Origin of the sequence: Streptomyces indicus, from assembly GCF_900100315.1 — a bacterium.
Lineage (GTDB): Bacteria > Actinomycetota > Actinomycetes > Streptomycetales > Streptomycetaceae > Streptomyces > Streptomyces indicus.
Genome location: NZ_FNFF01000021.1, coordinates 26009 through 52229, shown reverse-complemented (window position 1 = coordinate 52229; position 26221 = coordinate 26009). Strand labels below are relative to the sequence as shown.

General features: G+C 72.2%; 22 protein-coding genes. 8 read left to right on the top strand and 14 right to left on the bottom strand.

The window, feature by feature from the left end; genetic code table 11:
- Positions 1 to 3: 3 nt before the first annotated feature.
- From BLT97_RS33115 to BLT97_RS33105, 3 genes are all read right to left on the bottom strand, one after another.
- Positions 4 to 627: a dihydrofolate reductase family protein gene (locus BLT97_RS33115; RefSeq protein WP_093616993.1), complete on the bottom strand. Its 624-nt coding sequence runs from the start codon at positions 625 to 627 to the stop codon at positions 4 to 6.
- Positions 628 to 888: 261 nt separating this feature from the next.
- Positions 889 to 2160 (bottom strand): ATP-binding protein, encoded by a 1272-nt coding sequence (locus BLT97_RS33110; protein ID WP_093616991.1) that lies wholly within the window; start codon positions 2158 to 2160, stop codon positions 889 to 891.
- Positions 2161 to 2345: 185 nt separating this feature from the next.
- Complete coding sequence (locus BLT97_RS33105) at positions 2346 to 3023, bottom strand: response regulator transcription factor (RefSeq protein ID WP_093616989.1); 678 nt, start codon at positions 3021 to 3023, stop codon at positions 2346 to 2348.
- 572 nt (positions 3024 to 3595) lie between these two features.
- Here BLT97_RS33105 and BLT97_RS33100 point away from each other — a divergent pair.
- Entirely contained in the window at positions 3596 to 5110 is a 1515-nt protein-coding gene (locus tag BLT97_RS33100; protein WP_093616987.1) for a peptide MFS transporter, read from the top strand.
- A gap of 123 nt (positions 5111 to 5233) precedes the next feature.
- On the top strand, positions 5234 to 6106 hold the full coding sequence (locus BLT97_RS33095) for an alpha/beta hydrolase family protein (RefSeq protein ID WP_093616985.1): 873 nt from the start codon (positions 5234 to 5236) through the stop codon (positions 6104 to 6106).
- 124 nt (positions 6107 to 6230) lie between these two features.
- Here the strand turns inward: BLT97_RS33095 and BLT97_RS33090 are convergent, their stop codons facing one another.
- The 6 genes from BLT97_RS33090 to BLT97_RS33065 form a co-directional block, all read right to left on the bottom strand.
- The gene (locus BLT97_RS33090) at positions 6231 to 7568 is read right to left on the bottom strand and encodes a hypothetical protein (RefSeq protein ID WP_093616983.1); all 1338 of its coding nucleotides are present in this window, start codon (positions 7566 to 7568) and stop codon (positions 6231 to 6233) included.
- 14 nt (positions 7569 to 7582) lie between these two features.
- A complete protein-coding gene (locus tag BLT97_RS33085; RefSeq protein ID WP_093616981.1) occupies positions 7583 to 8767 on the bottom strand; it encodes a hypothetical protein in 1185 nt (394 codons plus the stop codon).
- On the bottom strand, positions 8764 to 9744 hold the full coding sequence (locus tag BLT97_RS33080) for a COG1470 family protein (protein ID WP_093616979.1): 981 nt from the start codon (positions 9742 to 9744) through the stop codon (positions 8764 to 8766). Before BLT97_RS33080 ends, BLT97_RS33085 begins: the two co-directional genes overlap by 4 nt.
- Before the next feature lie 100 nt (positions 9745 to 9844).
- The gene (locus BLT97_RS33075; RefSeq protein ID WP_093616977.1) at positions 9845 to 10549 is read right to left on the bottom strand and encodes an LPXTG cell wall anchor domain-containing protein; all 705 of its coding nucleotides are present in this window, start codon (positions 10547 to 10549) and stop codon (positions 9845 to 9847) included.
- A gap of 342 nt (positions 10550 to 10891) precedes the next feature.
- Positions 10892 to 11386, bottom strand: coding sequence for an ATP-binding protein (locus tag BLT97_RS33070; protein ID WP_093616975.1), 495 nt, complete (start codon positions 11384 to 11386; stop codon positions 10892 to 10894).
- Between the two features lie 231 nt (positions 11387 to 11617).
- Positions 11618 to 11986: an STAS domain-containing protein gene (locus BLT97_RS33065; RefSeq protein WP_093616973.1), complete on the bottom strand. Its 369-nt coding sequence runs from the start codon at positions 11984 to 11986 to the stop codon at positions 11618 to 11620.
- 236 nt (positions 11987 to 12222) lie between these two features.
- Between BLT97_RS33065 and BLT97_RS33060 the strand changes: the two genes are divergently transcribed.
- Positions 12223 to 13185: an RNA polymerase sigma factor SigF gene (locus BLT97_RS33060; RefSeq protein ID WP_093616971.1), complete on the top strand. Its 963-nt coding sequence runs from the start codon at positions 12223 to 12225 to the stop codon at positions 13183 to 13185.
- A gap of 262 nt (positions 13186 to 13447) precedes the next feature.
- Entirely contained in the window at positions 13448 to 15076 is a 1629-nt protein-coding gene (locus tag BLT97_RS33055) for an RICIN domain-containing protein (protein WP_093616969.1), read from the top strand.
- A 37-nt stretch (positions 15077 to 15113) separates the two neighbouring features.
- Here BLT97_RS33055 and hutI read toward each other — a convergent pair whose 3' ends face one another.
- From hutI to hutU, 4 genes are all read right to left on the bottom strand, one after another.
- The gene (gene hutI / locus BLT97_RS33050) at positions 15114 to 16304 is read right to left on the bottom strand and encodes an imidazolonepropionase (protein ID WP_093616967.1); all 1191 of its coding nucleotides are present in this window, start codon (positions 16302 to 16304) and stop codon (positions 15114 to 15116) included.
- A 220-nt stretch (positions 16305 to 16524) separates the two neighbouring features.
- Positions 16525 to 17862: a formimidoylglutamate deiminase gene (locus tag BLT97_RS33045; RefSeq protein ID WP_093616965.1), complete on the bottom strand. Its 1338-nt coding sequence runs from the start codon at positions 17860 to 17862 to the stop codon at positions 16525 to 16527.
- Positions 17853 to 19043, bottom strand: coding sequence for an allantoate amidohydrolase (locus BLT97_RS33040; protein WP_093617069.1), 1191 nt, complete (start codon positions 19041 to 19043; stop codon positions 17853 to 17855). The genes BLT97_RS33045 and BLT97_RS33040 overlap by 10 nt, the downstream gene beginning before the upstream one ends.
- Before the next feature lie 17 nt (positions 19044 to 19060).
- Positions 19061 to 20725 carry a urocanate hydratase gene (gene hutU, locus BLT97_RS33035; protein ID WP_093616963.1) on the bottom strand — a complete coding sequence of 555 codons (1665 nt, stop codon included), beginning with the start codon at positions 20723 to 20725 and terminating at the stop codon, positions 19061 to 19063.
- Between the two features lie 132 nt (positions 20726 to 20857).
- On the opposite strand from hutU, the gene BLT97_RS33030 reads away from it, so the two are divergent.
- The 3 genes from BLT97_RS33030 to BLT97_RS33020 all read left to right on the top strand — a co-directional run bounded on the left by BLT97_RS33030 (position 20858) and on the right by BLT97_RS33020 (position 24561).
- Positions 20858 to 22276, top strand: a complete 1419-nt coding sequence (locus tag BLT97_RS33030; protein ID WP_093616961.1) for a type III PLP-dependent enzyme domain-containing protein — start codon at positions 20858 to 20860, stop codon at positions 22274 to 22276.
- A 131-nt stretch (positions 22277 to 22407) separates the two neighbouring features.
- A complete protein-coding gene (locus BLT97_RS33025) occupies positions 22408 to 23784 on the top strand; it encodes an APC family permease (protein WP_093616959.1) in 1377 nt (458 codons plus the stop codon).
- Positions 23785 to 24027: 243 nt separating this feature from the next.
- The gene (locus BLT97_RS33020) at positions 24028 to 24561 is read left to right on the top strand and encodes a hypothetical protein (protein ID WP_245769681.1); all 534 of its coding nucleotides are present in this window, start codon (positions 24028 to 24030) and stop codon (positions 24559 to 24561) included.
- Between the two features lie 24 nt (positions 24562 to 24585).
- Here BLT97_RS33020 and BLT97_RS33015 read toward each other — a convergent pair whose 3' ends face one another.
- The gene (locus tag BLT97_RS33015) at positions 24586 to 25419 is read right to left on the bottom strand and encodes a MurR/RpiR family transcriptional regulator (protein ID WP_093616957.1); all 834 of its coding nucleotides are present in this window, start codon (positions 25417 to 25419) and stop codon (positions 24586 to 24588) included.
- A 216-nt stretch (positions 25420 to 25635) separates the two neighbouring features.
- On the opposite strand from BLT97_RS33015, the gene BLT97_RS33010 reads away from it, so the two are divergent.
- On the top strand, positions 25636 to 26058 hold the full coding sequence (locus BLT97_RS33010) for a hypothetical protein (protein ID WP_093616955.1): 423 nt from the start codon (positions 25636 to 25638) through the stop codon (positions 26056 to 26058).
- Positions 26059 to 26221 lie beyond the last annotated feature (163 nt).

Here is a 26221-nt window from a genome sequence, read left to right as displayed (position 1 = left end):
CGGCTACTTGCGCACCCGGAAGCGCAGCAGGGTGACCCCGCCCGAGTGGAGATGGGCGAAGGGCTCCAGGTCGATCCGGTCGAGTCCGGGCGGCGTGAAGCGGACGCCGTCGCCGAGCAGCACCGGCAGGACGTACACCAGGATCTCGTCGACGAGGCCGTGCTCCAGGCACTGGGCAGCCACGTCGGCGCCGAGGATCTCCAGGTTCCGGTCGCCCGCCGCGCGGCGTGCCGTGGCCACGGCCTCCTCGATACCGCAGGTGAGGAAGGTGACGTGGGGGTCGGGCTCCGCGGGCGGGCGGTGGGTGAGGACGAACTGCGCCCCGCCGTCGTACTCCGGGTTCTCGGGGTTCTCCGCGGCCATGCGCTTGCCGACCTCGTACGTGCCCCGTCCGATGAGCATGGCGCCCGTGGCGGCCATGACCTCGGGGAACGTAGCCGAGGTCATGTGCTCGAAGATCCAGTCCATCGAGTCGCCGGGCCCGGCGATGTACCCGTCCAGGGACATCACCCGGTTCACGACCACCTTGCCGCCGGCCGCCGCACCGCTGCCGGGGGCTGTCGCGCCGGCTTCCGTCGTGCCGCCGCCTTCCGTCGTGCCCGCGTCCGTCGAGCTGGCGTCCGTCATGCGTCTTCTCCAAGCGGGAGGAGGGCCGGGATCGCATCATAGGGCGGTGCACGAAGGCACGGGCGGCGAACGCCGTCGCACGGGACGACGCCAGGGCCCGGCAGGCGGCGGGCACCCGGCCGCGGAACTCGCGGGCGGCGGGCCCGACGTGGGAAGACCACCCGGCGGCGGCGCCGGCAAGCGACGGCTGCCTGGCGGCGGGCCCGGCAGACGACGGCCGCCCGGTGCCGGGACTCGCAGGCGGGCACCCGGCGGCGGGGCTCACCTGACCGTGCGGTGCTCCTCATCCCTGTCCGCCGCGCGCGGGGAGCTCGACAGGAACAGGCCGAAGACCGGCGGCTGGGCCTGGAGCAGCTCGAGGCGGCCGCCGTCGGCCTCCGCCAGGTCGCGGGCCACCGCGAGGCCGATGCCCGTGGAGTTGCGGCCGCTGATGGCCCGCTCGAAGATCCGGGGGCCGAGGTCGGAGGGGACGCCGGGGCCCTCGTCCGTGACCTCGATGACCACCTGGTTGCCGGCGACGCGGGTGCGCAGCGCGACCGTGCCGCCGCCGTGCATCAGGGAGTTCTCGATGAGCGCGGCGAGCACCTGGGCCACCGCGCCCGGGGTGCCGACCGCCTGGAGGTTCTGCTTGCCGGAGTGCACGATGGCGCGGCCCGCGCTGCGGTAGGCGGGGCGCCACTCCTCCAGCTGCTGTTTGACCACCTCGTCGAGGTCGAAGGAGACGGCCGAACCGGTGCGCGGATCACGGGAGTTGGTGAGCAGCCGCTCCACCACGTCGGTGAGCCGCTCCACCTGCGTGAGCGCGATGGTGGCCTCCTCCTTCACCGTGTCCGGGTCGTCGGTGAGCGTGATCTCCTCCAGCCGCATGGAGAGCGCGGTCAGCGGCGTGCGGAGCTGGTGGGAGGCGTCGGCGGCAAGGCGGCGTTCGGCGGTCAGCATGCGCGCGATGCGCTCGGCGGAGGCGTCGAGGACGTCGGCGACGCGGTCGAGCTCGGGGACGCCGTAACGCTTGTGGCGCGGCCGCGGGTCGCCGGAGCCGAGGCGCTCGGCGGTCTCGGCGAGGTCGGTGAGCGGGGACGCGAGACGGTTGGCCTGGCGTACGGCGAGCAGCACCGCGGCGATCACGGCGAGGGTGGCCACCGCGAGGATCATCAGGAGGGTGCGCCAGACCTCGTTGGTCACCGAGGAGCGGGGCTCCTGGACGGTGACGGTCTCGCCCTGCTCGCCCTTCCGCTCCGCCTCGATCACATCGCCGGCCGGGCGCTTGCCGATCTCGATGGGGGCGCGGCCGGGGATCTCGATCAGGGCGAAGCGCTCGCCGTCGACCTGGTCGCGCAGGACCTTGGGCGTGATCTCCTCTTGGCCGATGAGCCGCGCGTCGATGATGGAGGTGAGCCGCACCGCCTCGGACTCCACGCGCTCCTGGGCGCTGGTGGTGATCGTCCGGGTCTCCACGATGACGAGGGAGACGCCGAAGACGGCGATGACCACGAGCACGACGGCGAGCGTGGAGTTGATCAAGCGGCGACGCAACGTTGTTTCCTTACGCGTGTGGGGCGCCCACCCTGTTCAGGGTGCTGTGCTCCGCCGCTCCGCGGCGGGTGGGTTTCCGGGGGCTGACGCCCCCGTGCCCCCCTTGCGGGGCTCCGCCCCGATACCCCGGTGCGCGTCGCCGCCGAAGCACGGGCGGCTGCCCGGCCCGGACGGATCGACAGAGCTCAGCTCTTCTCGAAGCGGAAGCCCACCCCGCGCACCGTGGCGATGTAGCGCGGGTTGGCCGCGTCGTCGCCGAGCTTCTTGCGCAGCCACGAGATGTGCATGTCGAGGGTCTTGGTCGAGGACCACCACGTGGTGTCCCAGACCTCGCGCATCAGCTGGTCGCGCGTGACGACCCGGCCCGCGTCGCGCACCAGGACCCGCAGGAGGTCGAACTCCTTGGCGGTGAGCTGAAGTTCCTCCTCGCCCATCCACGCGCGGTGCGACTCGACGTCGATCCGTACGCCGTGGGTGGCGGGGGCCTCCTTGACCTCGGCGGAGCCGCGCCGCAGCAGGGCGCGGACGCGGGCGAGGAGTTCGGCGAGGCGGAAGGGCTTGGTGACGTAGTCGTCGGCGCCGGCGTCCAGGCCGACCACCGTGTCCACCTCGTCGGCGCGGGCGGTCAGGATGAGGATCGGGATGGCGTGTCCGTCGGCGCGCAGCCGGCGGGCGACCTCGAGGCCGTCCATGCCGGGCAGGCCCAGGTCGAGCACCACCAGGTCGATACCGCCCTGAAGCCCCGCGTCGAGTGCGGTCGGTCCGTCCTCGCGGACCTCGACCTCGTAACCCTCCCTGCGCAGTGCGCGGGCCAGCGGCTCCGAGATGGACGCGTCGTCCTCGGCGAGCAGTACACGGGTCATGGCCCTGATGGTAGTCGTCGAAGGCCGTGGGCCGCCGGGCATCCCGCAGGCCACAGGCCGGCGGAGGGGGTGCTTCCGGCCCAGCGGCCGCCGCCGGTTCACATAGCGGACGTAACCCGAAATCTACTGAAGAGCGGCACTCTGAAAATTCTCCGGCTCACCCTGCGAGTCTGCGGGACTTTTCCATGAGTTACCTTCGAATTACCGGTTCGGTTCCATCAGGGCTTGTGATCCAGCTCTCAAATCCTTCCATACGCGGCCTTCATCTCTTTATGGTGTCCGAACGCCTATAACCGCAGATGGGACCAATGGCCTGGCGTATCAGCCGAAAGTCCCTTATGCGGGCAAGGTTGCACTGTCAGCCTTGCGTTAGTGATTGACCTATGGGCCGGGCCCCGGACGCGACGAAGCGCACGGGGCGTGGATCCCGGAGCGCACCGCTCACTTCTTCGTATCCCTGTGGAACGAGACCCCCGGGCGTGGGGAGAGCTGTGGTGTGCCCGGTGCCGGCCACCCCCCACCGGGCGCGCGTCACGCTCATGAAGCGCGTCCCGACAGAACAAGGAACGACCATGGCGTCCAGCCTGACGAAGCCTTCCGCCGCCGGCGAGAAGACCTTCTTCGGCCACCCCCGCGGCCTGGCCACACTCTTCATGACCGAGATGTGGGAGCGCTTCTCCTACTACGGCATGCGCGCACTGCTCGTGCTCTACCTGGTCTCCGGTGGCGCCGATGCCGCGACCGGCTCCCAGGGCGGCGGCCTCGCCTACACGGCGGCTGCGGCCACCGCGATCTACTCGGTCTACGTGTCGCTGGTGTACCTCTTCACGCTGCCCGGCGGCTGGTTCGGTGACCGCGTCTGGGGCGCCCGCAAGACGGTCGCCATCGCGAGCGTCGTGATCGTCGCCGGTCACGTCAGCCTGGCCCTGCCCACGCAGGCGATGTTCTTCGTCGGTCTGGCCCTCGTGGCCGTCGGCTCGGGTCTGCTGAAGGCCAACATCTCCACGATGGTCGGCCAGCTGTACACCGACCCGAAGGACGTGCGCCGCGACGGTGGCTTCACGATCTTCTACATGGGCATCAACCTCGGTGCCTTCGCCGCCCCGTTCGCGATCGGCATCCTCGGCGAGAAGGTCAACTGGCACCTCGGCTTCGGTCTCGCGGCCGTCGGCATGGCGCTCGGCGCCATCCAGTTCATGGTCGGCTCCAAGCACCTGGCCGCGGCCTCCAGCGAGGTCCCGAACCCGCTGACCGCCCCCGAGAAGCGCGCCGTCGTCACCAAGACGCTGGCCACCGTCGCCGTGGTCGCCGCCTTCTACCTGGTCGTCGCCTTCACCGGTGTCTGGGACCTGACCCTCAACTGGGCGCTGCTCCCGATCACCGTCGTCGGTCTGCTGATCCCGATCGCCGTGATCGCCCGTATCAAGTCCGACAAGGACCTGACGGGCGAGGAGCAGACGAAGATGAACGCCTTCGTCTGGTTCTTCGTGGCCGCCGCCGTGTTCTGGATGATCTTCGACCAGGGTGGTTCGACCCTGTCGCTCTTCGGTGACACCTCCACCGAGCGCGCGATCTTCGGCTGGGAGATGCCCAACACGCTCTTCCAGTCCCTGAACCCGATGTTCGTCATGATCTTCGCGCCGATCGTCGCCGCGATCTGGCTGGCCCTGGCCCGCCGCAACCGCGAGCCCGACACCATCGTGAAGTTCTCGATGGGTCTGGTCATCATCGGCGCCTCGTTCTTCGTCTTCCTGATCCCCATGGGCATGGCGGGCGACGGCAAGGTCACCATGTGGTGGCTGGTGCTGATCTTCCTGATGCACACCTTCGGTGAGCTGTGCCTGTCCCCGGTGGGTCTGTCCCTGACCACCAAGCTGGCCCCCGCGAAGTACGCCTCCCAGATGATGGGTGTCTTCTTCCTCGCGGTCACCGCCGGTGACTCCGTGACCGGCATGCTCTCCATCGCCGGTGTCGACCTCAACGGTCAGGGCGTCGTCGCCCTGGAGGCCGCCGCCGCGGTCCTGGCCGGCTTCGCGATCTACATGGCGCGCAAGAAGGTCAAGTCCCTGATGGGCGAGGTCCGCTGACCCGGCTCACCCGAGGCTGACGCTTCGTACGCAGCTCGAACGAAGGGCCGCCGCACCACTCGGTGCGGTGGCCCTTCGTGTTTCTCCCGTGCCGGGCGGCGCGTCCCGTGGACGATGCGGGACATGCGCCCCACCTCGCGCCTCTCCGTGCGCCGCGCCCTGCTCGCGCTGCTCGCCTCCGCCGGCCTGCTGTCCTCCTCGACGGCGCCGGCCGCCTCCGACCCGGCGGTCTCCCACGCGGACGCCCCGCGGGCCGCGGCCGCCGGGCCTTCCGTACGGACGTACGCGTACGGCCCGCACCCGCGGCAGACGGTCTCCGTGTACGGCAGCCGCGGGCCCGCGCTGGTCATCCTGCACGGCGGCTACTGGGCCGACGACACCGACTGGAGCCGCTGGGCGCGCTGGTTCGCCGCGCGCGGCTTCCGGGTGTACGACACGGACTACCGGCTCAACTCCGACGCGCACTGGCCCGCCCAGCGCGTCGACGCCCTGGCCGCGGTCGACTGGGCGGCCCGGCACAGCGGCACCCGGCCGCTGGTGCTCGGCTCCTCGGCGGGCGGCCACATCGCGACGGTCACGGGCGGGTACGGCGAGGGTGCCTCGCGCGTACGGGGTGTCGTGGCGCTCTCGCCCGTGGCCTCCCCGCTGCGGGCCTGGATGGACGGCGAGCGGACGGAGGCCTCGAAGCGGCAGCGGCGGCTGCGGGCGGAGGCGCAGCGGCTCGCGGGCTGTGCTCCCGCGGGCTGCCCCGCGCAGTGGCGGTCGCTGTCGGCGGCCTCGTACGCCTCGGGCGCCGGGGACGCGCCGCTGTTCCTGATCCACTCGGCCGGCGACTTCGTGCCGCCCGCGCACTCGCGCGCGCTGTCGACTGCCGTACGGGACAAGGGACTTCGGGATGTGACCGTACGGACCGAGCGCGGGTCCGCGCACGGGGCGGCGCTGCTCACGCCGGCGGTGCGTGACGCGGTGCTGCGGTGGCTGCGGGCGCACGACTGAAGCCGCCGCCTCGCGTCGGGGCGTCCCGGGAACGCGAAGGTGCCGGGTGCCGCCCCCGAGGGGAGCAACACCCGGCACCGTGAAGCCGGTTACCGCCTTGAGCCGGTTACCGCCTTCGAGCCGCTTACTGCGTGCGGCGCCGCGGCATGAACGTGAAGACCGCGCCGCCGAGCAGGATCACCGTGCCGGCCACCAGACCGAGGGCACGCAGCGCGCCGTCGGACTCGGCACCGGTCTCGGCGAGGCCGCCGCCCGTGGCCGGGGAGCCACCGGCCGCCGCACCGCCGTCGCCGCCACCGGCCACGCCGCCCTGGTCGGTGACGTCGAGCGTCAGCGAGGTGGACGTCTTCGTGGCCTTGCACGGGATGGTGATCGGGTTGCCGCCGAGCGTCACGCTGATCGTGAGGTCACCGGGGCTCAGCTCCGCCTTGCCCTCGGCGCCCGGCTTGTACGTGCCGGTCATGGGCTCGAGGGAGACCGGGTCACCGGCCTTGATCGGCGCCTTGTTCGCGGCGCCCTCGACCTTGACCGTGCCCTTGTCGTCGCCGCCCACCCTGACCTGCATGGACGACTTCATCGCACCGGCCGGCAGGGCGGCCGGGCTGTCCATCACGCCCTTGGCGGTGCTCACCGTGAGGTCGTAGTTCTCACCGTTCTTCTTGGCGCTGACGGTCGCCTTGCCGTCGATCTTCGCCGGGCCCGGCGAGGTGCACTCGAAGGTCGTGGCGACCTCCTTGCCCGGAAAGTCGCTGCCGCCGCCACCGCCCGTGCTGCCGCCGGCCGCCGCGCCGCCGCTCGCCGAACCGCCGGTGTCGCCACCGGTCGCGGTGCCGCCGGTGTCACCACCCGTGGCCGTGCCGCCGGTGGTCGTACCGCCGTCGGTGCCGCCCGTGGTCGTCGTACCGCCGTTGTTGCCGCCGCCGGTCGTGGGCGCGGCGTCGCCGGTGACCTTGATCGTGACCGCCGTGGGCACCTTCTCGAGCGGCACACACTTGGTGTTCACGTCGAAGCCCATGACCTTGGCGTTGATGTTGTACTCGTCCGGCGTCAGGGTCAGATCGCCCGGTGCCGTCAGCTTCAACTTGCCCTTCATGTCGGCGAGTTTCATGTCGCCGCCCTTGGGGATGGCCGGGTTCTTGCGCGGCCCTTCGAGCTTGATGTCGGCCGTCTGCGCACCGGCGGCCTTCACCGTGCCGGTCGGCAGCAGCGAGTCCGCGGGCAGGTCCACGATGTCCGGGTTCTTCGACGCGGCCTGGACGAACTTCCAGGTCACCTCGATCTCGTCGCCCACCTTCGCCTCGGCCGGAGCCGTGATGTCGGCGATCGACGTGCCTTCGATCGGGTCCGAGCCCATGCTCGGTGTGCACTTGGCCTTCCAGGTGGACTCGGCCGCCTGGGCAGGTGCTGCGGTCAGCAGGATTCCCGCGCCGCCGAGCATGAGCGCGACGCCCAGCGCGCTCACTCTCCGTCGTGTGTTCACGTAGTGCCCTTCCTCTCGGATGTTCCTGTGGGATCGGGGCGGTTCTCTTGCGGTGCGGAATGCTGTGCCGGCGCGGCCGGCGCGGTGTCCGGGGTGAACCATGGCAGGGTGGCGGTCGAGCTGGCGCCGCTCCCGTTCGCGGTCGCCCCGGAGTTCTGGGTGGGTACGGGTGCCGTCGCGTCCGGATCGGCTCCCGGTCGCCGCGGGATGCGCGGCTTCTTGTGCTCGCCGCCGACGCCCGTGGTCGGCTTGAGCACCTTCGGCAGTTTCGCCGTGACGTCGGTGAACCGGCGCGGCTTGTTGCCCTTGCGGCGCGGGCGCACCCGGTCGACGACGGCCATGCCGATACGGAACACGGCGGCCGGCACGACGATGCAGAGCAGGATCCAGAACAGCGTCACGCCCCACGGCCGCGGCACGCCCCAGGGCTGCTCGGCGAGCACCTTGCCCCCGTACTGGAGGGAGACCAGGTAGTCGCCGTGCGCCCCGGCGTCGAGCTGCACGGTGAGCTCGACCTGGGCCTTCTGCCCCGGCGCGATCGTGCCCTTCCACTGCTGCTCCTCCCACTGCGGCGCGAAGACGCCGTGCGAGGTGCCGACCTTGAACACGGGGTCCTTGACGGGTGCGGAGCCCAAGTTGCCCATGGTCACGACGAGTTTGCGGCTCTGCGGGGAGCCGAACCAGTTGAGCAGGCCGCTGTCGCCCTCCAGGCGGGTGGCCGCGAGCACGGCGAGCTTGCCGCCGCCGGTCCGGTCGGGCAGCGGCTTGACGGGGTGGCCCGCTACCTTGAACGGGACCTGGGCCGTGGCCTTGGCCCCCGTCACCGTCGCCACGTTGATGACGCACGGGCAGGCCTTCGGCGGCTCGGCCACCGGGATCTTCTTCTTGAACCCGCCCTTGTCGTCGGTGTTGAGGGCGACGCCCTCGGGGTTGGCGCAGCTGTTGGTGCCGCCGATCATGTTCTGCCCGCAGATCAGGATCATCACCAGGGCGCCGGGCCGCCAGCCCTTGCCGGTGACGGTGACCTCCCCGCCCTTGCCCGCCTCCTCCTTGTCGACGGTCACGGACGGGTTCTCGGCGGCGACGGCGCCCGCTGCCGGGAGCAGGACGAACGCCACGGCCGCGAGGAGTGCGGCCAGCACAAGGCTCGGCCACTTCGAACGGTAACGGTCGACGTTCACTGCTTCTCTCCCGTCCCTGCGGAAACCAACTCCCGCTCTCCGTCCTGCGGTTGGAGCTCTGCCGCGAACGCGGCGGCCGCGCGTCTGCGCCGTACGGTGAAGACCGCGAGCCCGGCGAAGCCCGCGAAGAGCGCGCCGCCGCCCGCCACGGCCGCCCAGGGCACGATGCGCAGCTCGGCCGCCTCGCTGTCGGCGGCGGCGCCGTCCGCGGAGACGGTGAGCTCCACCCGTACCGAATCGAAGGCCGGGCGGTCGGTCCAGGGCTCGCGCAGCGTCACCTTGCGGCCGGGCAGCAGCTCCACCGGCAGCGTCCGCGCCGCGCGGTCGAGCACCTCGCCGAAGAGGCCGTCGGCGCGCACGGCGAGCTTCGGCGTGAGCACCGTATTGCCGCGGTTGACCAGGGCGTACGAGATGGAGTCGCCCTCGATCGTCACGTCCTCGACCGTCACCGCCGACAGCGTCGGGCCGCTCACCCGCAGATGCACCCGCACGCCCGCCTTCCTGCCGTCCATCTCGGCGATGAGCGCGGCCGGATGGTCGCCGGGCGTCGCGCCGTCCGGCACCGCCACGGTGAACGGCACCTCGGCCCGGGTGCGCGCCGGTATCCGCACCTCGTCGTCGGCGAAGCTCAGCCAGCCGCCGGCGCCGTGCGGCCGGGCCTCCCCGCGGGAGTCCCGTACGGCGAAGGAGCCGTCGGCGCGGTTGTACGCCTCCGCGGCGCGCAGCTTCACCGTGGCCGGCTTGTCGCCCGGGTTGGTCACCGCGACGGTGTCCTCCAGGACGGCGCCCGGCGCCCCCTCCATGTAGAAGTACGGGCGGCCGTCCTCCGCGGGGCGCGTGCCGCTGCCGGAGGACGGGGCCACGGACCAGGAAGGGTCGTCGTCGGCCGCGTACGCCGCCGCGCCGCCCGCGGGCAGGCCGGCGAGGCCCACGGCTGCGAGCAGGCATACGGCGGCGAAACGGTGACCGGGGTGCATCGGCGGCTCCAAGTGCGGTGCTGTGCGGGCGCGTTGACCGGGCGGACCGGTCCGGCCGACCGGACGTGCCGATCGGACGGACCGGGCGTACCGATCAGACCTACCGGCGCACCGCTTGGTTGCGCCGGGTCAGCCACAGCACACCGCCCGCGCCGACGAGCAGCACCGTGCCGCCGAGGGTGCCGAGGGCGAGCGCGGAGTCCTCGGGGCCGGTCTGCGGCAGCTCGGAGCCGCCGTCCGGCGCGGCCGCCGCGTCCCCGCCCGTGCCGCCGTCGGTGGCCGATCCCGCGCCGCCGCCCGAGCCCTTGACGTCGAGTTCGAGGGAGGGCTTGGGGTTGTTCTTGGGCGTGCAGGTCGTGGTGGTCTGCATCGCCGAGATGGTGAGCGTGCCCGCGCTGAAGGTGACCTTGCCGCTGCCCTTCGGCGTGTACGTGGCCGTCATCGGGTGGATCTTGATCGGCGAGTTGGCGGGGATGTCCGCCGGGTTGCCGCCCGCCGTGGCCTTGACGGTGCCGCTCTCCGCACCGCCGAGCTTGATGTCGATGCTGGGCTTCATGACGCCCTTGGGCAGGGCGACCGGGCTGGACGAGACGCCCTTGTTGAAGGTCACCGTGAGCTTGTAGCCGCTGCCGCTCTTCTCGGCCTTGATGTCGACCGGCGAGACCGCGCTCTTCGGTCCGATCGGCGTCTTGCAGTCGTAATTGACGTCCACCACGGTGGCGTGGGCTGCGGGGGCGGCCAGCAGTACCGCCGAGCCGGCCAAGGCCGCGGCTAGAAGCGCGGCGGCGCTTTTCTGGTACGACACCTCGAGTTCCCCTCATGCCGGGAGTGAAGGCCGCCGGCTCCAAGGGCCAGGCCCCTGAAGGTTACTGACGGCACATCAGATTGGGCGCTCAAGGTACGCCCGGGGCCAAGACATGGGAAGACAAACAACGAGGCGGTTTGATGGAGGTCTCCGACCTGCGCAAACGGGCTCGCCGACGGGAGATTTCGGACGGAAAAGGGTTCGATTCGCGCACCGGAGGACACCGCCCGGACGTACGCGCGGGCGGGGGGCGTGATGCGGATGAGGTGATTCGGCGGGGCGGGACGATACGTAGCGCGAGGCGGGACGACGTGTAGCAGCGACGCGGGACGAAGCACTTCGCTAGGCAGGCGCGGCGAGTTCCGCCCACACCGTCTTGCCCGCCGCACCCGGCGTACGGACAACTCCCCAGTCGAGGCAGAGGCGTTGGACGATGAACATGCCGTGGCCACCGGGGCGGCCGGCGCGGTGCGGGGTGCGCGGCGCGGGATTGCCCGCACCCTGGTCCGAGACCTCAAGGCGCAGGACCTTGCCGTCGGAGCCGATCCACAGCTCGCGCGCGCCCTCGGCGTGCAGGCACGCGTTGGTGACCAGCTCGGAGACGACCAGGAGCACGTCCTCGGCGGCGGCACGGCGGTCGGCGGTGGCCGCTGGCAGCCAGCCCCACTCGTGCAGCGCCTGCCGGGTGAAGTCGCGCGCAAGGGGCACGACGCCGCTCTGGCCCACGAGGCTCAGCCGGCGCACCTGACGGGAGGCGGGCGCAGCATCCGGGCCCGGGCCGGCGGCACCGGACTCCGGACCGCGGTCGCCCGGCGAGAGGGGCCGGGTGGTGCTCATCAGCGCTTCACCTCACCGATTCACCAGTCGTAGTTCCTGCGGGGCCTGGGCCCCGACCGTTCTTGTTCTGTCATCGCGCTTGTTGTGACATCGCGCCGCATCCAACGGTTCCGATGCGTCTCCTGCCCGCCCGGACCGGACGAACACCCGCTTTCTGTGCGCGGAAAGTGTGACCCCGGTTACGCAATGGTCACAGCGTGGCCACACAGAGATAACGGCGGCTGTGACGCGTCACTCCACGAGCGCTTCCTCGAGGGTGGGATGCACGGTGAAGACCGCCTCCGCTCCCGTGATCTCGAAGACCCTGGCCACCACCGGCTGCATCCCGGCGAGGTGCACCCCGCCCCCTTCGGCCTCGGCCTTCAGACGGGCGCCGAGCAGCACATTGAGCCCGGTGGAGTCGCAGAACTCCAAGCGCGAGCAGTCCACGACGAGCCTGGTCACACCCTCGTCGACGGCCTGCTCCAGCGGCTCGCGCAGCAGATCCGCGGTGTGGTGATCGAGCTCACCCGCAGGCGAGAAGACGGCGCTCGCACCCTCGCGCCGCACGCCGACCTGAAGCCGGCCCCTGTGTGCGCTGCCGACCGTGCCGCGGTCCATGCCGCTCCTCTTCCGCTGTCCCTAGCTGGTGGATGACCCCTCTGAACATACGCCTTCCGTACGCGCCGGGGTACCCGAAGTTCCTCGCGGAACCGGGCAAATTGGTCTAAACCGCACTTGCAACGGGGTGAGGGAAACGGGTAGGCCTAGAAGAAGACCTGTTCACGACGGCCGGCTTCGGAGGCGCCGCACACCGCAGTGCACGTATTGGCATCGGCAGCCATATGCCGAGAACGATGGAGGACACCATGTCACCCCGGCTCGACGCATCGCCTACCCGTAATGCGACGTCGACACCCCCACCGGACCAGTTCGACACCGACCCCCATGTACCTGCCCCCCGGGCCACGGCGGACCCCACGACCGCCGCGGAGACCGGTGAGGAGCTCGCGGATCTCCTGGACCTGCCCGAGATCCCGCCCTACGACGAGGTGGCCCCGCAGGATGCGCGGGCCCTGTCCAAGACTCTCTTCGCCCGCCTCGAGACCCTCGAGGAAGGCACCCACGAGTACGCGTACGTCCGCAACACGCTCGTGGAACTCAACCTCGCCCTCGTGAAGTTCGCCGCCGCCCGGTTCCGTTCGCGCAGCGAACCGATGGAGGACATCATCCAGGTCGGCACCATCGGCCTGATCAAGGCGATCGACCGGTTCGAGCTCAGCCGCGGAGTCGAGTTCCCGACTTTCGCGATGCCTACCATCGTCGGCGAGATCAAGCGCTTCTTCCGCGACACCTCCTGGTCCGTGCGCGTACCGCGCCGGCTGCAGGAGCTGCGTCTCGACCTCGCCAAGGCCGGGGACGCGCTCGCCCAGGAGCTCGACCGCGCGCCCACCGTGGGCGAGCTGGCCGAGCGGCTCGGCATCGGCAAGGACGAGGTCGTCGAGGGCATGGCGGCCAGCAACGCGTACACCGCGAGCTCGCTCGACGCCCAGCCCGAGGAGGACGACTCCGAGGGTGCGCTCGCGGACCGCATCGGCTACGAGGACCACGGACTCGAAGGCATCGAGTACGTCGAGTCCCTGAAGCCGCTGATCGCTTCGCTGCCCGCGCGCGACCGCAAGATCCTCTCGCTGCGCTTCGTGGCCAACATGACGCAGTCCGAGATCGGCGAGGAGCTCGGCATCTCCCAGATGCACGTCTCCCGGCTGCTCTCGCGCACGCTCGTACGGCTGCGCAAGGGGCTCACGGTCGAGGAGTGACGCGCGCACTTCCAGGCTTTCCGGAGGCGCTCCCCGAGCTCGGCGGGGGGCGCCTCCGGCCGTTCGAGGACGCCCCCCTTCGGTCCGCTCGGCCGAGCGGTGCCCAACTCGCCATGATCCACTGGCAGTTACCCCGGGAAACATCTTTCGCAACCGCCACTCCTCCCTACGATGGACGCTCGCATACTCGCCGGTACGCCGCCGCTGGGCGGGCGTATGTCCTGGTGCCGCCGGTGACCGCAGCAGCCGAGGAGGGCAGCGGATGTCGCAGCACGAGAGCCGCGCGGGAGACGGCGGGGCGCCGGAGGGCACCCTGGGCGCCGACGCCCAACTCCCGCCGCACGCAGGGCTGTCGGACGCGGAGCTCACCGCCTTGCTCGGCCGCGACACCGCCACGGCGTACCCCGCACTGCGCGAACTCCGGCTGCGGCACGGCGCGTTCCTCACGCCGTACGCCCGGCTGTGCACCACCGACGACGCGGCGGCCCGCCGGCTGGTGAGCCAGGCGCTCTCCCTCGCCGCCGAGGAGGCGGCGCGCGGGGTCGCGGCTCCGGGGGCGTTACGGCACCATCTGCTGCTCCTGGTCCACCGGGCTGCGCGCGCCTGGGCGGGCGACGAGCGCGCCGCCCGGCTCTCCGCGCAGTTCACGCCGGGCGAGGACGAGCCGCCGGTGCTGCTCGGCGCCCTGCGCACACTGCCGGTCCGCACGCAGGCGGTGCTCTGGTACGCGTTGGTGGACGGGGAGCCGGACGACCGGGTGGCGGTGTTCCTCGGCGCCTCGGCGGGCGATGTCCGCGCCGCACGCGACACCTGCCTGGGCGCGCTGCGCCGCGCGTTCCTGCGCACGTACCTCGCCCGGCACGGCGAGGCGCAGTGCCAGGGCTACGCGCGCCTGATCGAGAACGCGACGAGCCCTGAGAACCCGCGCCACAGCGCCGACCTGGAGCAGCACCTCGCCGACTGCCCCTGCTGCCGCCGCGCCCACACCCAGCTGCGAAGCCTGGCCGGCGCGCCCCGCGAGACGCTGGCGCAAGGGCTGCTGCCCCAGGTGGGTGCGGGGTACGCGGGGGTGCGGCCGGAGGCTCGGGGGCCCGCGGCACGTGCTGTACGAGGGCGGGCCGCACACCGTGCCCCGGCCCCGGATTCTGCGGCGCAGCCCCTCCGCACCCGTAACGCCTCGGTCAACTCCTCGACCCCGCCACCGAGTTGGCTGCCCTCACGCCGCGTGATGCTCGGCTCCGCCGCGCTCGGGATCGCCGTCGCCCCGCTGCTGCTCTTCGCTCTCACCAGTGGTGATCCGGACGAGGGGCACGGTCGCGACGACGTCGCGCTGCCGCCCGCACCCGTCCCCTCCGCCACGGTCACGGTCACCGCGTCGCCGAGCGCGTCGCCCTCGCCGACCCCCTCTCCCACGAAGTCCTCGAAGTCCCCGAAGAAGCCGGCGCCTTCGCCGACCAGGAAGCCCCCCGCACCTCAACCGGCCTTGCAGGACGGCCGGTTCACCCAGGTGGTGAGCGCGGGCAACGGCCGCTGCCTCACCGTCGAGGACGGGGACTTCCGCAACGACACCGATGTCGTCGCCGAGCCCTGCGGCCCCTCCGACACCCAGCGCTGGCGCCTGGACGCCAACCGCGGCGTGATCGTCTCGCACGCGGACCCGGACTACTGCCTGGACACCCGCGGCGACACCTACAGCGGCGTGGGCATCTGGAAGTGCTCCTCCCTGGACCGGGGCACGCGCAACCTGTGGTTCACGGTGGACGCGAGCGGCACGATCCGCCCGGTCATTCAGCTCGACCACGCGGTCACGGCGCACGGCTCGCAGGTGAGCCTGGAGCCGGTCTCGGGCGCGGCGGACCAGCGGTGGCGGGCGGGCCTGGAGCCCGTGTGACGCGTGCGGGACCACCGCCGGGCCCGGACGGCCGGGACTAGCCCAGGCGCCGCCCCCGGACGGCCCGCCCGCGCCGCCACACCCGCGACACCAGCGGTACGCCGGGGCGGTAGGCGAGGTGGACGTGGCTGGGGGCGTCGAGGAGCGCCAGGTCCGCGCGGGCTCCCGGGGCCAGGCGGCCCACGTCCGTGCGGCGCAGGGCCTGTGCGCCGCCCGCGGTCGCGGACCAGAGCGCCTCGTCCGGGGTCATCCGCATGTCGCGCACCGCGAGGGCGAGGCAGAACGGCATCGAGGAGGTGTACGAGGAGCCGGGGTTGCAGTCCGTGGACAGCGCGACCGTGACCCCGGCGTCGAGGAGGCGGCGGGCGTCGGGCCACTGGGCGCGCGTGGAGAACTCGGCGCCCGGCAGCAGCGTCGCGACGGTGTTGCCGCTCGCGAGCGCGGCCACGTCCTCGTCGGTGAGGTGGGTGCAGTGGTCGGCGCTCGCGGCGTCGAGCTCGACGGCCAGCTGTACGCCGGGGCCGTACGTGAGCTGGTTGGCGTGCACGCGCGCCATGAGGCCCTTGGCCTGGCCCGCGGTGAGGATGGCGCGGGCCTGGTCGCCGTCGAAGGCGCCGTTCTCGCAGAAGACATCTACCCAACGGGCGTACGGGGCACAGGCGTCGAGCATCTCGCCGGTGACGAGGTCCACGTAGGCGGCGGGGTCCTCGGCGTAGTCGGGGCTGACGATGTGCGCCCCGAGGTAGGTGACCTCGTCGGTGTGCGCGCTCGCGATGCGCAGGGCGCGGGCTTCGTCCTCGGTGGTGAGCCCGTAGCCGGACTTGGTCTCGAAGGTGGTGGTGCCCTGGCGCAGGGCCTCGTCGAGATGGCGTACGAGGTTGGCCTCGAGCTCCTCGTCGGTGGCGGCGCGGGTGGCGCGGACGGTCGTCCGGATGCCGCCCGCCTCGTAACTCCGGCCCTCCATACGGGCGTTGAACTCCTGGGTGCGGTCGCCCGCGAAGACGAGGTGGGAGTGGGAGTCCACGAAGCCGGGGATGGCCGCGCGGCCCTCGGCGTCGTGGGCGGCGTCGGCGGCGGGGGCCTCGGCCGCGGGGCCCACCCAGGCGACGGTCCCGGTCGCGTCGTCGACCACGACGGCGGCGTCCTGGATCTGGCCCAGGGGGCCGGTGCCGCGGTCGGGGTCGTTGGTGACCAGGTTCCCGATGTTGGTGATGACGGTGGTCGTCATGTGTCCCTCTCCGTGGGATTCGTTCTTCTCCCCCACCCCGCCCCTTCCCGAAACTGGGGCTCCGCCCCCAGACCCCCTTTTCGCGCTGAACGCGCTCGTCCTCAAACGCCGGACGGGCTGAAGGTTCAGCCCCTGCGGCGCTTGAGCAGATCCGAGCGAAGCTCGGATGCGGGGTCCGGGGCGGAGCCCCGGTTTCGGGAAGGGGCGGGTAGGGGAAATCTCAGCCGCGCAGCTCAGCCACCGCGGCGGCGAGCTCGCCCGCGACATCCGGGACCGAGACATGGGCCCCGTCCCGGACCACCTGACGGCCGCCGACCACCGTGTCCCGCACATCACAAGCAGCCGCCGCGAACACCGCAGTCTCCGCACCCAACCGCGGCAACGGCCCAGCCGTACGCACCGAATCCAGCGCCACACACGTGAAGTCGGCCAGCGCACCCGGCTCGAGGACGCCACCCGACGACCAGCCCAGCGCCGCGTACCCGTCCGCCGACGCCGCCCGCAGCAGCGCCGCCGCGGTCCAGTGCCCCCGCGTCCGCGTCCGCAGCCGCTCGTTGAGCTCCATCGCGCGCGCCTCCTCGAAGAGGTCGATCACCGCGTGGGAATCCGAGCCGAGCGACAGGGGCGAGCCCGCGCGCTGGAGCGCGGCCGCCGGACCGATGCCGTCCGCCAGGTCGCGTTCCGTCGTCGGGCACATGCACGTGCCCGTGCCGGACGAGCCGAGGAGTGCGATGTCCTCAGGCGTCAGGTGCGTGTTGTGCACACCCGTCGTCGAGGGGCCGAGCACCCCGTGGTCCGCGAGCAGCCGCGTCGGCGTGCAGCCGTGCGCCGCCAGGCAGGCCTCGTTCTCGGCGGTCTGTTCCGACAGGTGCACGTGCAGGGGTGCGCCCTGTGCCCGCGCCCAGTCCGCCACCGTCCCCAACTCGCCCGCGGGAACGGCCCGTACGGAATGGATCGCCGCACCGATGCGCACGCCGTCCCGCGGCTTCAGGCCGGACACCCGCGCGGCCCAGTCCTCCGCGGAGCCGTCCGAGAACCGCAGCTGGTGCGCGGAGGGGGCGGCGCCGAAGCCGGAGGACAGGTACGCCGTGTCGAGCAGCGTCAGACGGACCCCCGCCTCGCCCGCCGCCGCGAGCAGCGCCTCCCCCATCGCGTTGGGGTCGTCGTACGGCCGTCCGCCCGGCTGGTGGTGCAGATAGTGGAACTCGCCCACCACCGTCACGCCCGCGAGCGCCATCTCCGCGTACACGGCCCGCGCGAGCCGGAAGTACGACTCGGGGGTGAGCCGGGACGCGACCTGGTACATGACCTCGCGCCAGGTCCAGAAGGTGCCGGAGCCGACCTGCACCGTGCCGCGCAGCGCCCGGTGGAAGGCGTGCGAGTGGGCGTTCGCGAGGCCGGGGAGGGTCAGGCCGCGCAGGACGACGGAACCGGGGGGCGGCTCCTCGACTCCCTTGCGTACGGCGGAGAGCAGGCCCTCCGCCGAGACCTCCAGGACGACGCCGGGCTCCACCACCGGGTCGAGCCACGCGTACTGCGCCCAATACGTCACCGACACGCCAAGCCCTCCAGTACGTCCGCCAGTGCGCGCACCCCGGCCACGCAGTCGTCCTCGGCCGCGTGCTCGGCCGGGGAGTGCGAGACGCCCGTGGGGTTGCGTACGAACAGCATGGCCGTCGGGATCACCGACGAGAGGATTCCCGCGTCGTGTCCCGCGCCCGTGCCGAGTACCGGCACGGAACCGCCCAGGAGCCGCCCGAGCTCGTCGCGCAGCGCGTGCTCGAACTCGATGACCGGCGTGAAGGACTCCCGGACCACGTCCAGGTCCACGCCGTGCCGGTCGGCGTACTCGCGCGCCGCCTTCTCGATCGCCGTGACCGTGGCGTCCAGGTCGTCCGGCGAGGGCGCGCGCGAGTCCAGCCAGCCGCGTACGAGCGAAGGGATCGCGTTGACGCCGTTGGGCTCCACCGCGATCTTCCCGAACGTGGCCACCGCGCCCGCGAGTTCGGCCTCGCGGCGGGCGGCAAGGACCGTCTCGGCGTACGGCAGCATCGGGTCGCGCCGGTCCACGAGCCGCGTGGTGCCCGCGTGGTTGGCCTCGCCGCGGAAGTCGAAGCGCCAGCGGCCGTGCGGCCAGATGGCGCTCGCGATGCCGACCGCGTCCCCGGACAGGTCGAGCGCGCGGCCCTGCTCCACGTGGAGTTCCACGTACGCACCGATGCGGGAGAGCCGCTCGTCGTCGCGGCCGAGGCTCGAAGGGTCGTGCCCCGCCGCCTCCATGGCCGCGGGCAGCGATACCCCGTCGCCGTCCTTCAGCGCGTACGCCTGCTCCTTCGACAGCTGCCCGGCGGTCAGCCGCGAGCCCACACACGCGAGCCCGAAGCGGGCGCCTTCCTCGTCGCCGAAGTTGGTGAGCGCGAGCGGCCTGGTGAACTCCACTCCCCTGTGGCGGAGTTCATCCAGTGCCGCGAACGCGCTCACGACACCGAGCGGGCCGTCGAAGGCCCCGCCGTCCGGTACGGAGTCGAGGTGCGAGCCGGTGACGACCGCGTCGCCGGCCGCGGGGTCGCCGAGCCAGGCCCACTGGTTGCCGTTGCGGTCCAGCTCGTAGGTCAGGCCGCGGGCCTCGGCCTCGGACCGGAACCACGCACGGCAGTCGCGGTCCGCCTCGGTCCAGGCGAAACGCCGGTAGCCGCCGCTGCCGGCGTCCCGCCCGATGGGCGCGAGATCCGCCCACATCTCCTGGAAGGACGAGGTCACGCCTGCTCGCCCTCGCGCATCGGGACCCGTACGCCCTTGGCGTCCGCCACCGACTCCGCGATGTCGTAACCGGCGTCGACATGGCGGATGACGCCCATACCCGGGTCGTTGGTGAGCACGCGGCGGATCTTCTCGCCCGCGAGCTTGGTGCCGTCGGCCACCGAGACCTGGCCGGCGTGGATGGAGCGGCCCATGCCCACGCCGCCGCCGTGGTGCAGTGAGACCCAGGAGGCGCCGGAGGCCACGTTCACCATGGCGTTGAGCAGCGGCCAGTCGGCGATGGCGTCCGAGCCGTCGAGCATCGCCTCGGTCTCGCGGTACGGGGAGGCCACCGAGCCGCAGTCGAGGTGGTCGCGGCCGATGGCCAGGGGTGCCTGGAGTTCGCCGCTCGCCACCATGTCGTTGAAGCGCTCGCCGGCCTTGTCGCGCTCGCCGTAGCCGAGCCAGCAGATACGGGCGGGCAGGCCCTGGAAGTGGACGCGCTCGCCGGCCATCTTGATCCAGCGGTGCAGGGACTCGTTCTCGGGGAAGAGCTCGAGGATCGCCTTGTCGGTCTTGTGGATGTCGCTCGCCTCGCCCGAGAGCGCGGCCCAGCGGAACGGGCCCTTGCCCTCGCAGAAGAGGGGGCGGATGTACGCGGGCACGAAGCCGGGGAAGGCGAACGCCCGCTCGTATCCGGCCAGTTGGGCCTCGCCGCGGATGGAGTTGCCGTAGTCGAAGACCTCGGCGCCCGCGTCCATGAAGCCGACCATGGCCTCGACGTGCCTGGCCATCGACTCACGGGCCCGCGTCGTGAACCCGGCGGGGTCCTTGGCCACCGCGTCCGCCATGTCCTCGAAGGCCACACCGCTCGGCAGGTACGAGAGCGGGTCGTGCGCGGAGGTCTGGTCCGTGACGATGTCGATCGGGGCGCCCTCGGCGAGCATCTGCGGCAGCAGGTCGGCCGCGTTGCCGAGCAGGCCGATGGAGAGCGGGCGCCGGGCGTCCCGGGCCTCGGTGGCGAGCTGGAGGGCGTGGGCCAGGTTGTCGGCCTGCACGTCCAGGTAGCGGTGCTCGATACGGCGCTCGATGGCGCGCGGGTCCACGTCGATGCAGATCGCGACGCCGTCGTTCATCGTCACGGCCAGCGGCTGGGCGCCGCCCATGCCGCCGAGTCCGGCGGTCAGCGTGATCGTGCCCGCGAGGGTGCCGCCGAACTTCTTCGCGGCCACCGCGGCGAAGGTCTCGTACGTGCCCTGGAGGATGCCCTGGGTGCCGATGTAGATCCAGGAACCGGCCGTCATCTGCCCGTACATGGTCAGACCCAGCTGCTCCAGACGCCGGAACTCCTCCCAGTTCGCCCAGTCGCCCACCAGGTTCGAGTTGGCGATCAGGACCCGCGGCGCCCACTCGTGGGTCTGCATCACGCCGACCGGACGGCCCGACTGCACGAGCATCGTCTCGTCCTGCTTGAGGGTCTTCAGGGTGCGGACCATCGCGTCGAAGGAGCGCCAGTCGCGGGCCGCCTTGCCGGTGCCGCCGTAGACCACGAGCTTGTCGGGGTGCTCGGCGACCTCGGGGTCCAGGTTGTTCTGGAGCATCCGGAGGGCGGCCTCCTGCTGCCACCCCAGGGCGCTGAGCCCGGTGCCGCGGGGCGCTCGGACGGGACGGGGTCCGGACATGGGGGCCTCCTCGAGACGTCATGAGGGTCGATGCTGCGTGATGTCGTTATTCACATCCTGTCCAGCTGAATAGAACTAGTCAATCCCCTCGTCCCTCTGCGCGGCACGGGTGGGGGTGGTTGTCTGGACCACATGGGGATACGGGAGAACGCAGAGAGCGCGGGGAACGCAGAGGGCGCGGACAGCGCGGGGGACGCAGAGAGCACGGGGCGCGCGGACAGCGCGGGGAGCCCTTCGGCCGAGCGCCGTGACGCCGCCGTCCGCGCCGCCGTCGAGCAAGGCCTCGTAGGGCGCGACATCCCGATCGCCGCCTTCCTCGACATCACCGGCATCCGCGCCTCCGCCGCCGCCCTCAAGTCGGCCTTCGCGGCGGCGACTTCGGCCCCCGTCCTGCACGCCTTCGCCGTGAAGGCCGCCCCGCTCGTGCCCGTCCTGCGGCTGCTGCGCGAAGAGGGCTTGGGCGCCGAGGTGGCGAGCCCCGGCGAGCTGGCCCTCGCCCGCGCGGCCGGGATCCGCCCCGCACAGACGGTCCTCGACTCCCCCGCGAAGACCCCCGCCGAACTCCGCGAGGCGCTCGCGCTCGGCATCGCGGTCAACGCCGACAATCCGCAGGAGCTCGCCCGCCTCGACGCCCTGGTCCGCTCGGCGCCGAGCGGTTCTCCGCTGGGCATCCGCGTGAACCCGCAGACGGGCGGCGGTTCCATCGAGGCCCTGTCCACCGCGACCTCGACCTCGAAGTTCGGTGTGGCGCTACGGGACGAAGGCGCCCGCGACTGGCTGATCCGCGCGTACCTCGACCGCCCCTGGCTGACCCGGCTGCACATCCACTCCGGCTCCCAGGGCATCCCGCTCGACCTGCACGTCCAGGGCATCCGCGCGCTGTACGAGCTCGCCGAGGAGATCAACGCGCGGGCCGGCCGCCGGCAGATCGACACCCTCGACATCGGCGGCGGCCTCTCGGTGAACTTCACCTCGGACGAGGAGACCCCGACCTACGCCGAGTTCGTACGGGCCTTGCAGCGCAGCGTGCCCGGCCTGTTCACCGGGTCGTACGGCCTGGTCACGGAGTTCGGCCGGTCGCTGCTCGCCAAGCACGGCACGATCCTGGCGCGCGTGGAGTACACGAAGACCTCCGGCGGCCGCCCCATCGCGGTGACGCACGCGGGCGCCCAGGTGGCGACGCGCACGGTCTACGCCCCGCACTCCTGGCCGCTGCGGATCGCCGCGTACGACCCGAAGGGCCGCCCGAAGACGGGCCCCGAGACCGCCCAGGACGTGGCGGGCCCGGCCTGCTTCGCCGGCGACCTGCTCGCCGCCGACCGCCCGCTGCCGCTCCTCGAACAGGACGACTGGGTGGCGGCCCTGGACACGGGCGCGTACTACTTCGCCCACCCCTACGCGTACAACTCCCTTGCCCGGCCCGCGATTCACGGCTTCGCGGCGGAGGCCGACGGCACGGTGCGCTTCGCGCTGGTCCGCGAGGCGCAGACGGTGGCGGAGATCGTGGCGGAGTCGGGCGGCGAACAGCTGCGGGCGCTGGACGGGATGTGACGGCGGGCCGAACGGCGCCGGGCACGCGGGCGAACCTCTGAAGAACCTCTGATCCCGCACGAGTTGCGTGTGACCGGCGCCACACCGGGCATGAGCCGACCCGACGTATCCGCTGTCGGGGGAGGTCAACCGTGTCCGTCACTGAGCCGCACAGCACCGTTCCGCAGGAGGAACCCACGCTCAAACGCGCCATCGGCCCGGGTCTCCTGATCCTCTTCGTGATCGGGGACATTCTCGGGACGGGGATCTACGCGACCACCGGGAAGGTCGCGGGAAAGGTGGGCGGGGCCCTCTGGCTGCCGTTCGTGATCGGGTTCGTCGTCGCGATCCTGACGGCCGCCTCGTATGTCGAACTCGTCGGGAAGTACCCGCGCGCGGCCGGTGCGGCGCTCTACACGCAGAAGGCCTTCAAGGTCCCCTTCATCACCTTCATCGTGGCCTTCATGGTGATGTGCTCGGGCCTCTCCTCGGCGAGCGCGGCGGCCCGGGCGTTCAGCGGGGACTACCTGAGCGAGCTCACCGGCGACCTGCTGCCGCCCACGCTGGTCGCGATCGCCTTCATCCTGGTGCTCGCCGCGCTGAACCTGCGCGGGGTGTCGGAGTCGGTGAAGACCAACGTGGTCCTGACCCTCGTCGAGCTGACCGGCCTGGTCATCATCCTGGCGATCGGCGCCTGGGCGGTCCTGACCGGCGACGGCGAGCCCTCCCGGCTCACCGACTTCGAGGCGACCGGCACCGGATACGCGCTGATCACCGGCGTACTCGGCGCGACGGCCCTGGGCTTCTTCGCCTTCGTGGGCTTCGAGGACTCGGTGAACATGGTCGAGGAGACCAAGGAGCCGCACCGCAACTTCCCGCGGGCGATCTTCCTGGGCGTGGCGATCACCGGCACGATCTACGTGCTCGTGGCGCTGGTGTCCTCGCTGATGGTCGACCACAAGACCCTCGCCGGTTCGAGCGGCCCGCTGCTGGAGGTCGTGAAGGCCGGCGGGGTGGACTTCCCGCACAAACTCTTCGCCCTGATCGCCCTGTTCGCGGTCACCAACTCGGCGCTGATCAACATCATGATGGCCTCGCGGCTCTGCTACGGGATGGCCAACGAGCGCATCCTGCCGCGCGGCATGGGCCGCGTGCTCGCCAAGCGCCGCACCCCCGTGGTCGGCATCGTCTTCGTCTCGCTGCTCGCGATCGGTCTCGTGTCGACGGGTGAGATCGAAGGGCTCGGCGACACCACGGCGTTCCTGCTGCTCTGCGTGTTCGCGGTGGTCAACATCGCGGTGCTCGTGCTGCGCCGCGACCCGGTGGACCACGCCCATTTCCGTACGCCGACGGTCCTGCCCGTGCTCGGTGCGATCACGGCGCTGATCCTGGCCAGCCCGCTCGCCGACCGTCCCGCGGACGTCTACATCCGCGCCGGCGTGCTGCTCGCGATCGGCATCGCGCTGTGGGCGGTGAACAAGGCGGTCATGAAGGCGCGGGGCGAGGAGGACACGCCCAAGGGGGCCTGAACGACGGGGCGTTGAGAGCGGCCGGTCGCTCAGACGGCTCTCATCTCCTGCCGCTAACCTCTCCGGCCGACCAGCCGACCAGCCGACCGGCTGGTCAGCAGGCCGGAGCGGGCGGCCGGGGCCCTGTTCGCCGGAGCGGGGCCCGGCCAGGCAGAAGGGAGAGAACACGTGGCAAGAGCAGGAGCGGGAGCTGGAGCTGGAGCTGGTTCCGGGGCACACACGCACGTACTGGCCCGGGTTGCCGTGTCCGTAAGGGCCGGGGCCGCCCCCTTGTGGTGGCTCGGCGTGGTCGCGGCGGGCGTCGGCGTCCTCGTGCCGGGGCTGACCGGGCGGCGGATCGGGGTCATGGCGGGCGGGGCGCTGTTCCTGATCGCCCTGGCCGCCGTCTTCGCCGTACGGCGCGGGCGCTACGCCGCGTCGGCGCGGGCCGCGACCCGGGCCGCCCGGCACGACGTGCTCCAGGACCGGCGGGTCACGCTCGCGAACTGGCGCCGCGCCCACCGCTGGTGGCTGGCCGGCGCCTTCCTCGCGGCCGTGTGCACCTCTTTCGTCCTGCCGACGGCGGGCGGGCTGCTGCTCGCGGGCGCGGGCGCCGGCCTGTGGGCGAAGGCCGCCTGGCTGGGCCGGCTCGAACGGGACGCGGACGCGCTGCTGTGGGTACCGGTCGACCGGGCGGCGAAGGGACTCGCGGGCAGGCCGGTGGGCCCGTACCGCAGGACGGGGATCGCCGCGGGGGACGCGGCGCCGGGCGGGGCACGCAGACCGGCCCGCGTATAACCGGAGCGGCTGTCCCCCTCCCCCTCACTCCACGAACAACCCGCGCTCCGCGGCCCGCACATCGAAGGCCTCCAACCGGGCCTGGGCCTCCGGGAGGCCGTCGCACATGGCCTCCAGGAGGACCCGGCCGAGCAGCATCGGCGCGCACACCGTGTCGAAGGCGAGGCCGGTGCCGACGGCCGCGGGCAGCAGCAGGTCGGAGACCTTGGCGACCGGGGCGAAGGCCGAGTCGGCGACCGTGACGACGGTCAGCCCGAGGGACTTGGCGTACGTCAGGGCCTCGACCACCTCGCGCGGATGGCGCGGCAGCGCGAAGCACATCAGGGCCGTGGCGCCCGCGCGGGCCGCGGCGTCCAGACGGTCAGCGAGCATCGTGCCGCCCTCGTGCAGCAGCCGGACGTCCGGGTGCACCTTGGCGGCGAAGTACGCGAAGCCGTACGCCTGCGAGGCCGCCGCCCGCAGCCCGAGCACCGGCAGCGGGCGGGACGCGGCGAGCAGGGCGCCGGCCTGCTCCACGGGCGAGGGGTCGGCGAGCACGGAGGCGAGGTGGCGCAGGTTCTCGATCTCGGCCTCGACGGCCTGCTGGTACTCGTTGAGCTCGGCGGGCGCGTCCGCGGCCGCCGGGGCGACCTCGCGCAGGTGCCTGCGCAGCGCCGGGTAGCCGTCGAAGCCGAGGGCGACCGCGAACCGGGTCACGGACGGCTGGCTCACCCCGGCGAGTTCGGCGAGCTCCACGGAGGACAGGAACGGCACGTCGGCCGCGCGCCGCACCATGCAGTGCGCGATACGGCGCTGGGTCGGGGTCAGCCGGTGCCCCTCGAAGAGCTGTTGCAGCCGGGTGGCCGGGCTGTCGGTCATCACTCGGTCTCCCGCATCGCTCGGTCTCGCGCCGCTCGCGTCCCGCGGCGCCCTGGCCTCCCACGAGGCTATTCAGTGACCATGAACTCTGCATGAGGGTATGCAGTCACGGCAAGGGAGAAGCCGCCGCCGCCCCCGACGGCGGGCCTGCCCGACCCCGGATCCGGGGGCTAGCCCCACTGCGCCGCGGACCGCCGCTTCGTACCGTTCGTAGGTATGGAAGCCCGAGACGCTGAGCTCAAGAAGGAACTCCAAGCGACCCTGCACACCCGCAGGGAGCTCGGCGAGGACTACGAACCCGCGCTGGTCGAGTCGTTCCTCGAAAAGGTCGAGACCCGTCTCGACGCGACGGTGGACCGCCGCATGCGCCGCCTGATGGCGGAGCAGCAGATGGCGGTCGCCCGCGAGGCCCGCACCCCGCGCGGCCCGGTGGACGCCTGGGGCGAACGCTTCGGCTTCGCGATCGTCTCCCTGATCCTCGCGATCCCCTTGTCGGCCATCGCAGCGGTCAACGCGGACCTCCCGGGCCTGATCGTCGCCTGGCTCGGCATCGTCGGCGTCAACGCGGTCCACGCACTGCACAAGCTCCCGGGGTTCGGGCGGGGGCAGCGGGGGCGGGAATCGGACTGGGAGGACTGAGGGCCGCTGTCCCCAGCCCGCGGAGCAGAGGGTGAGCTTCTCGCGGGGCCGCCGCACCCCCGTGTGACGGGGGGCGGGACGACGGCGGCCCCGCGAGTGGACGCGGGCCGGGTCAGGGCCGGCGTGGTGCGTCCGTGGCGTCGAGGAGGTCCGGGAGCCGCTC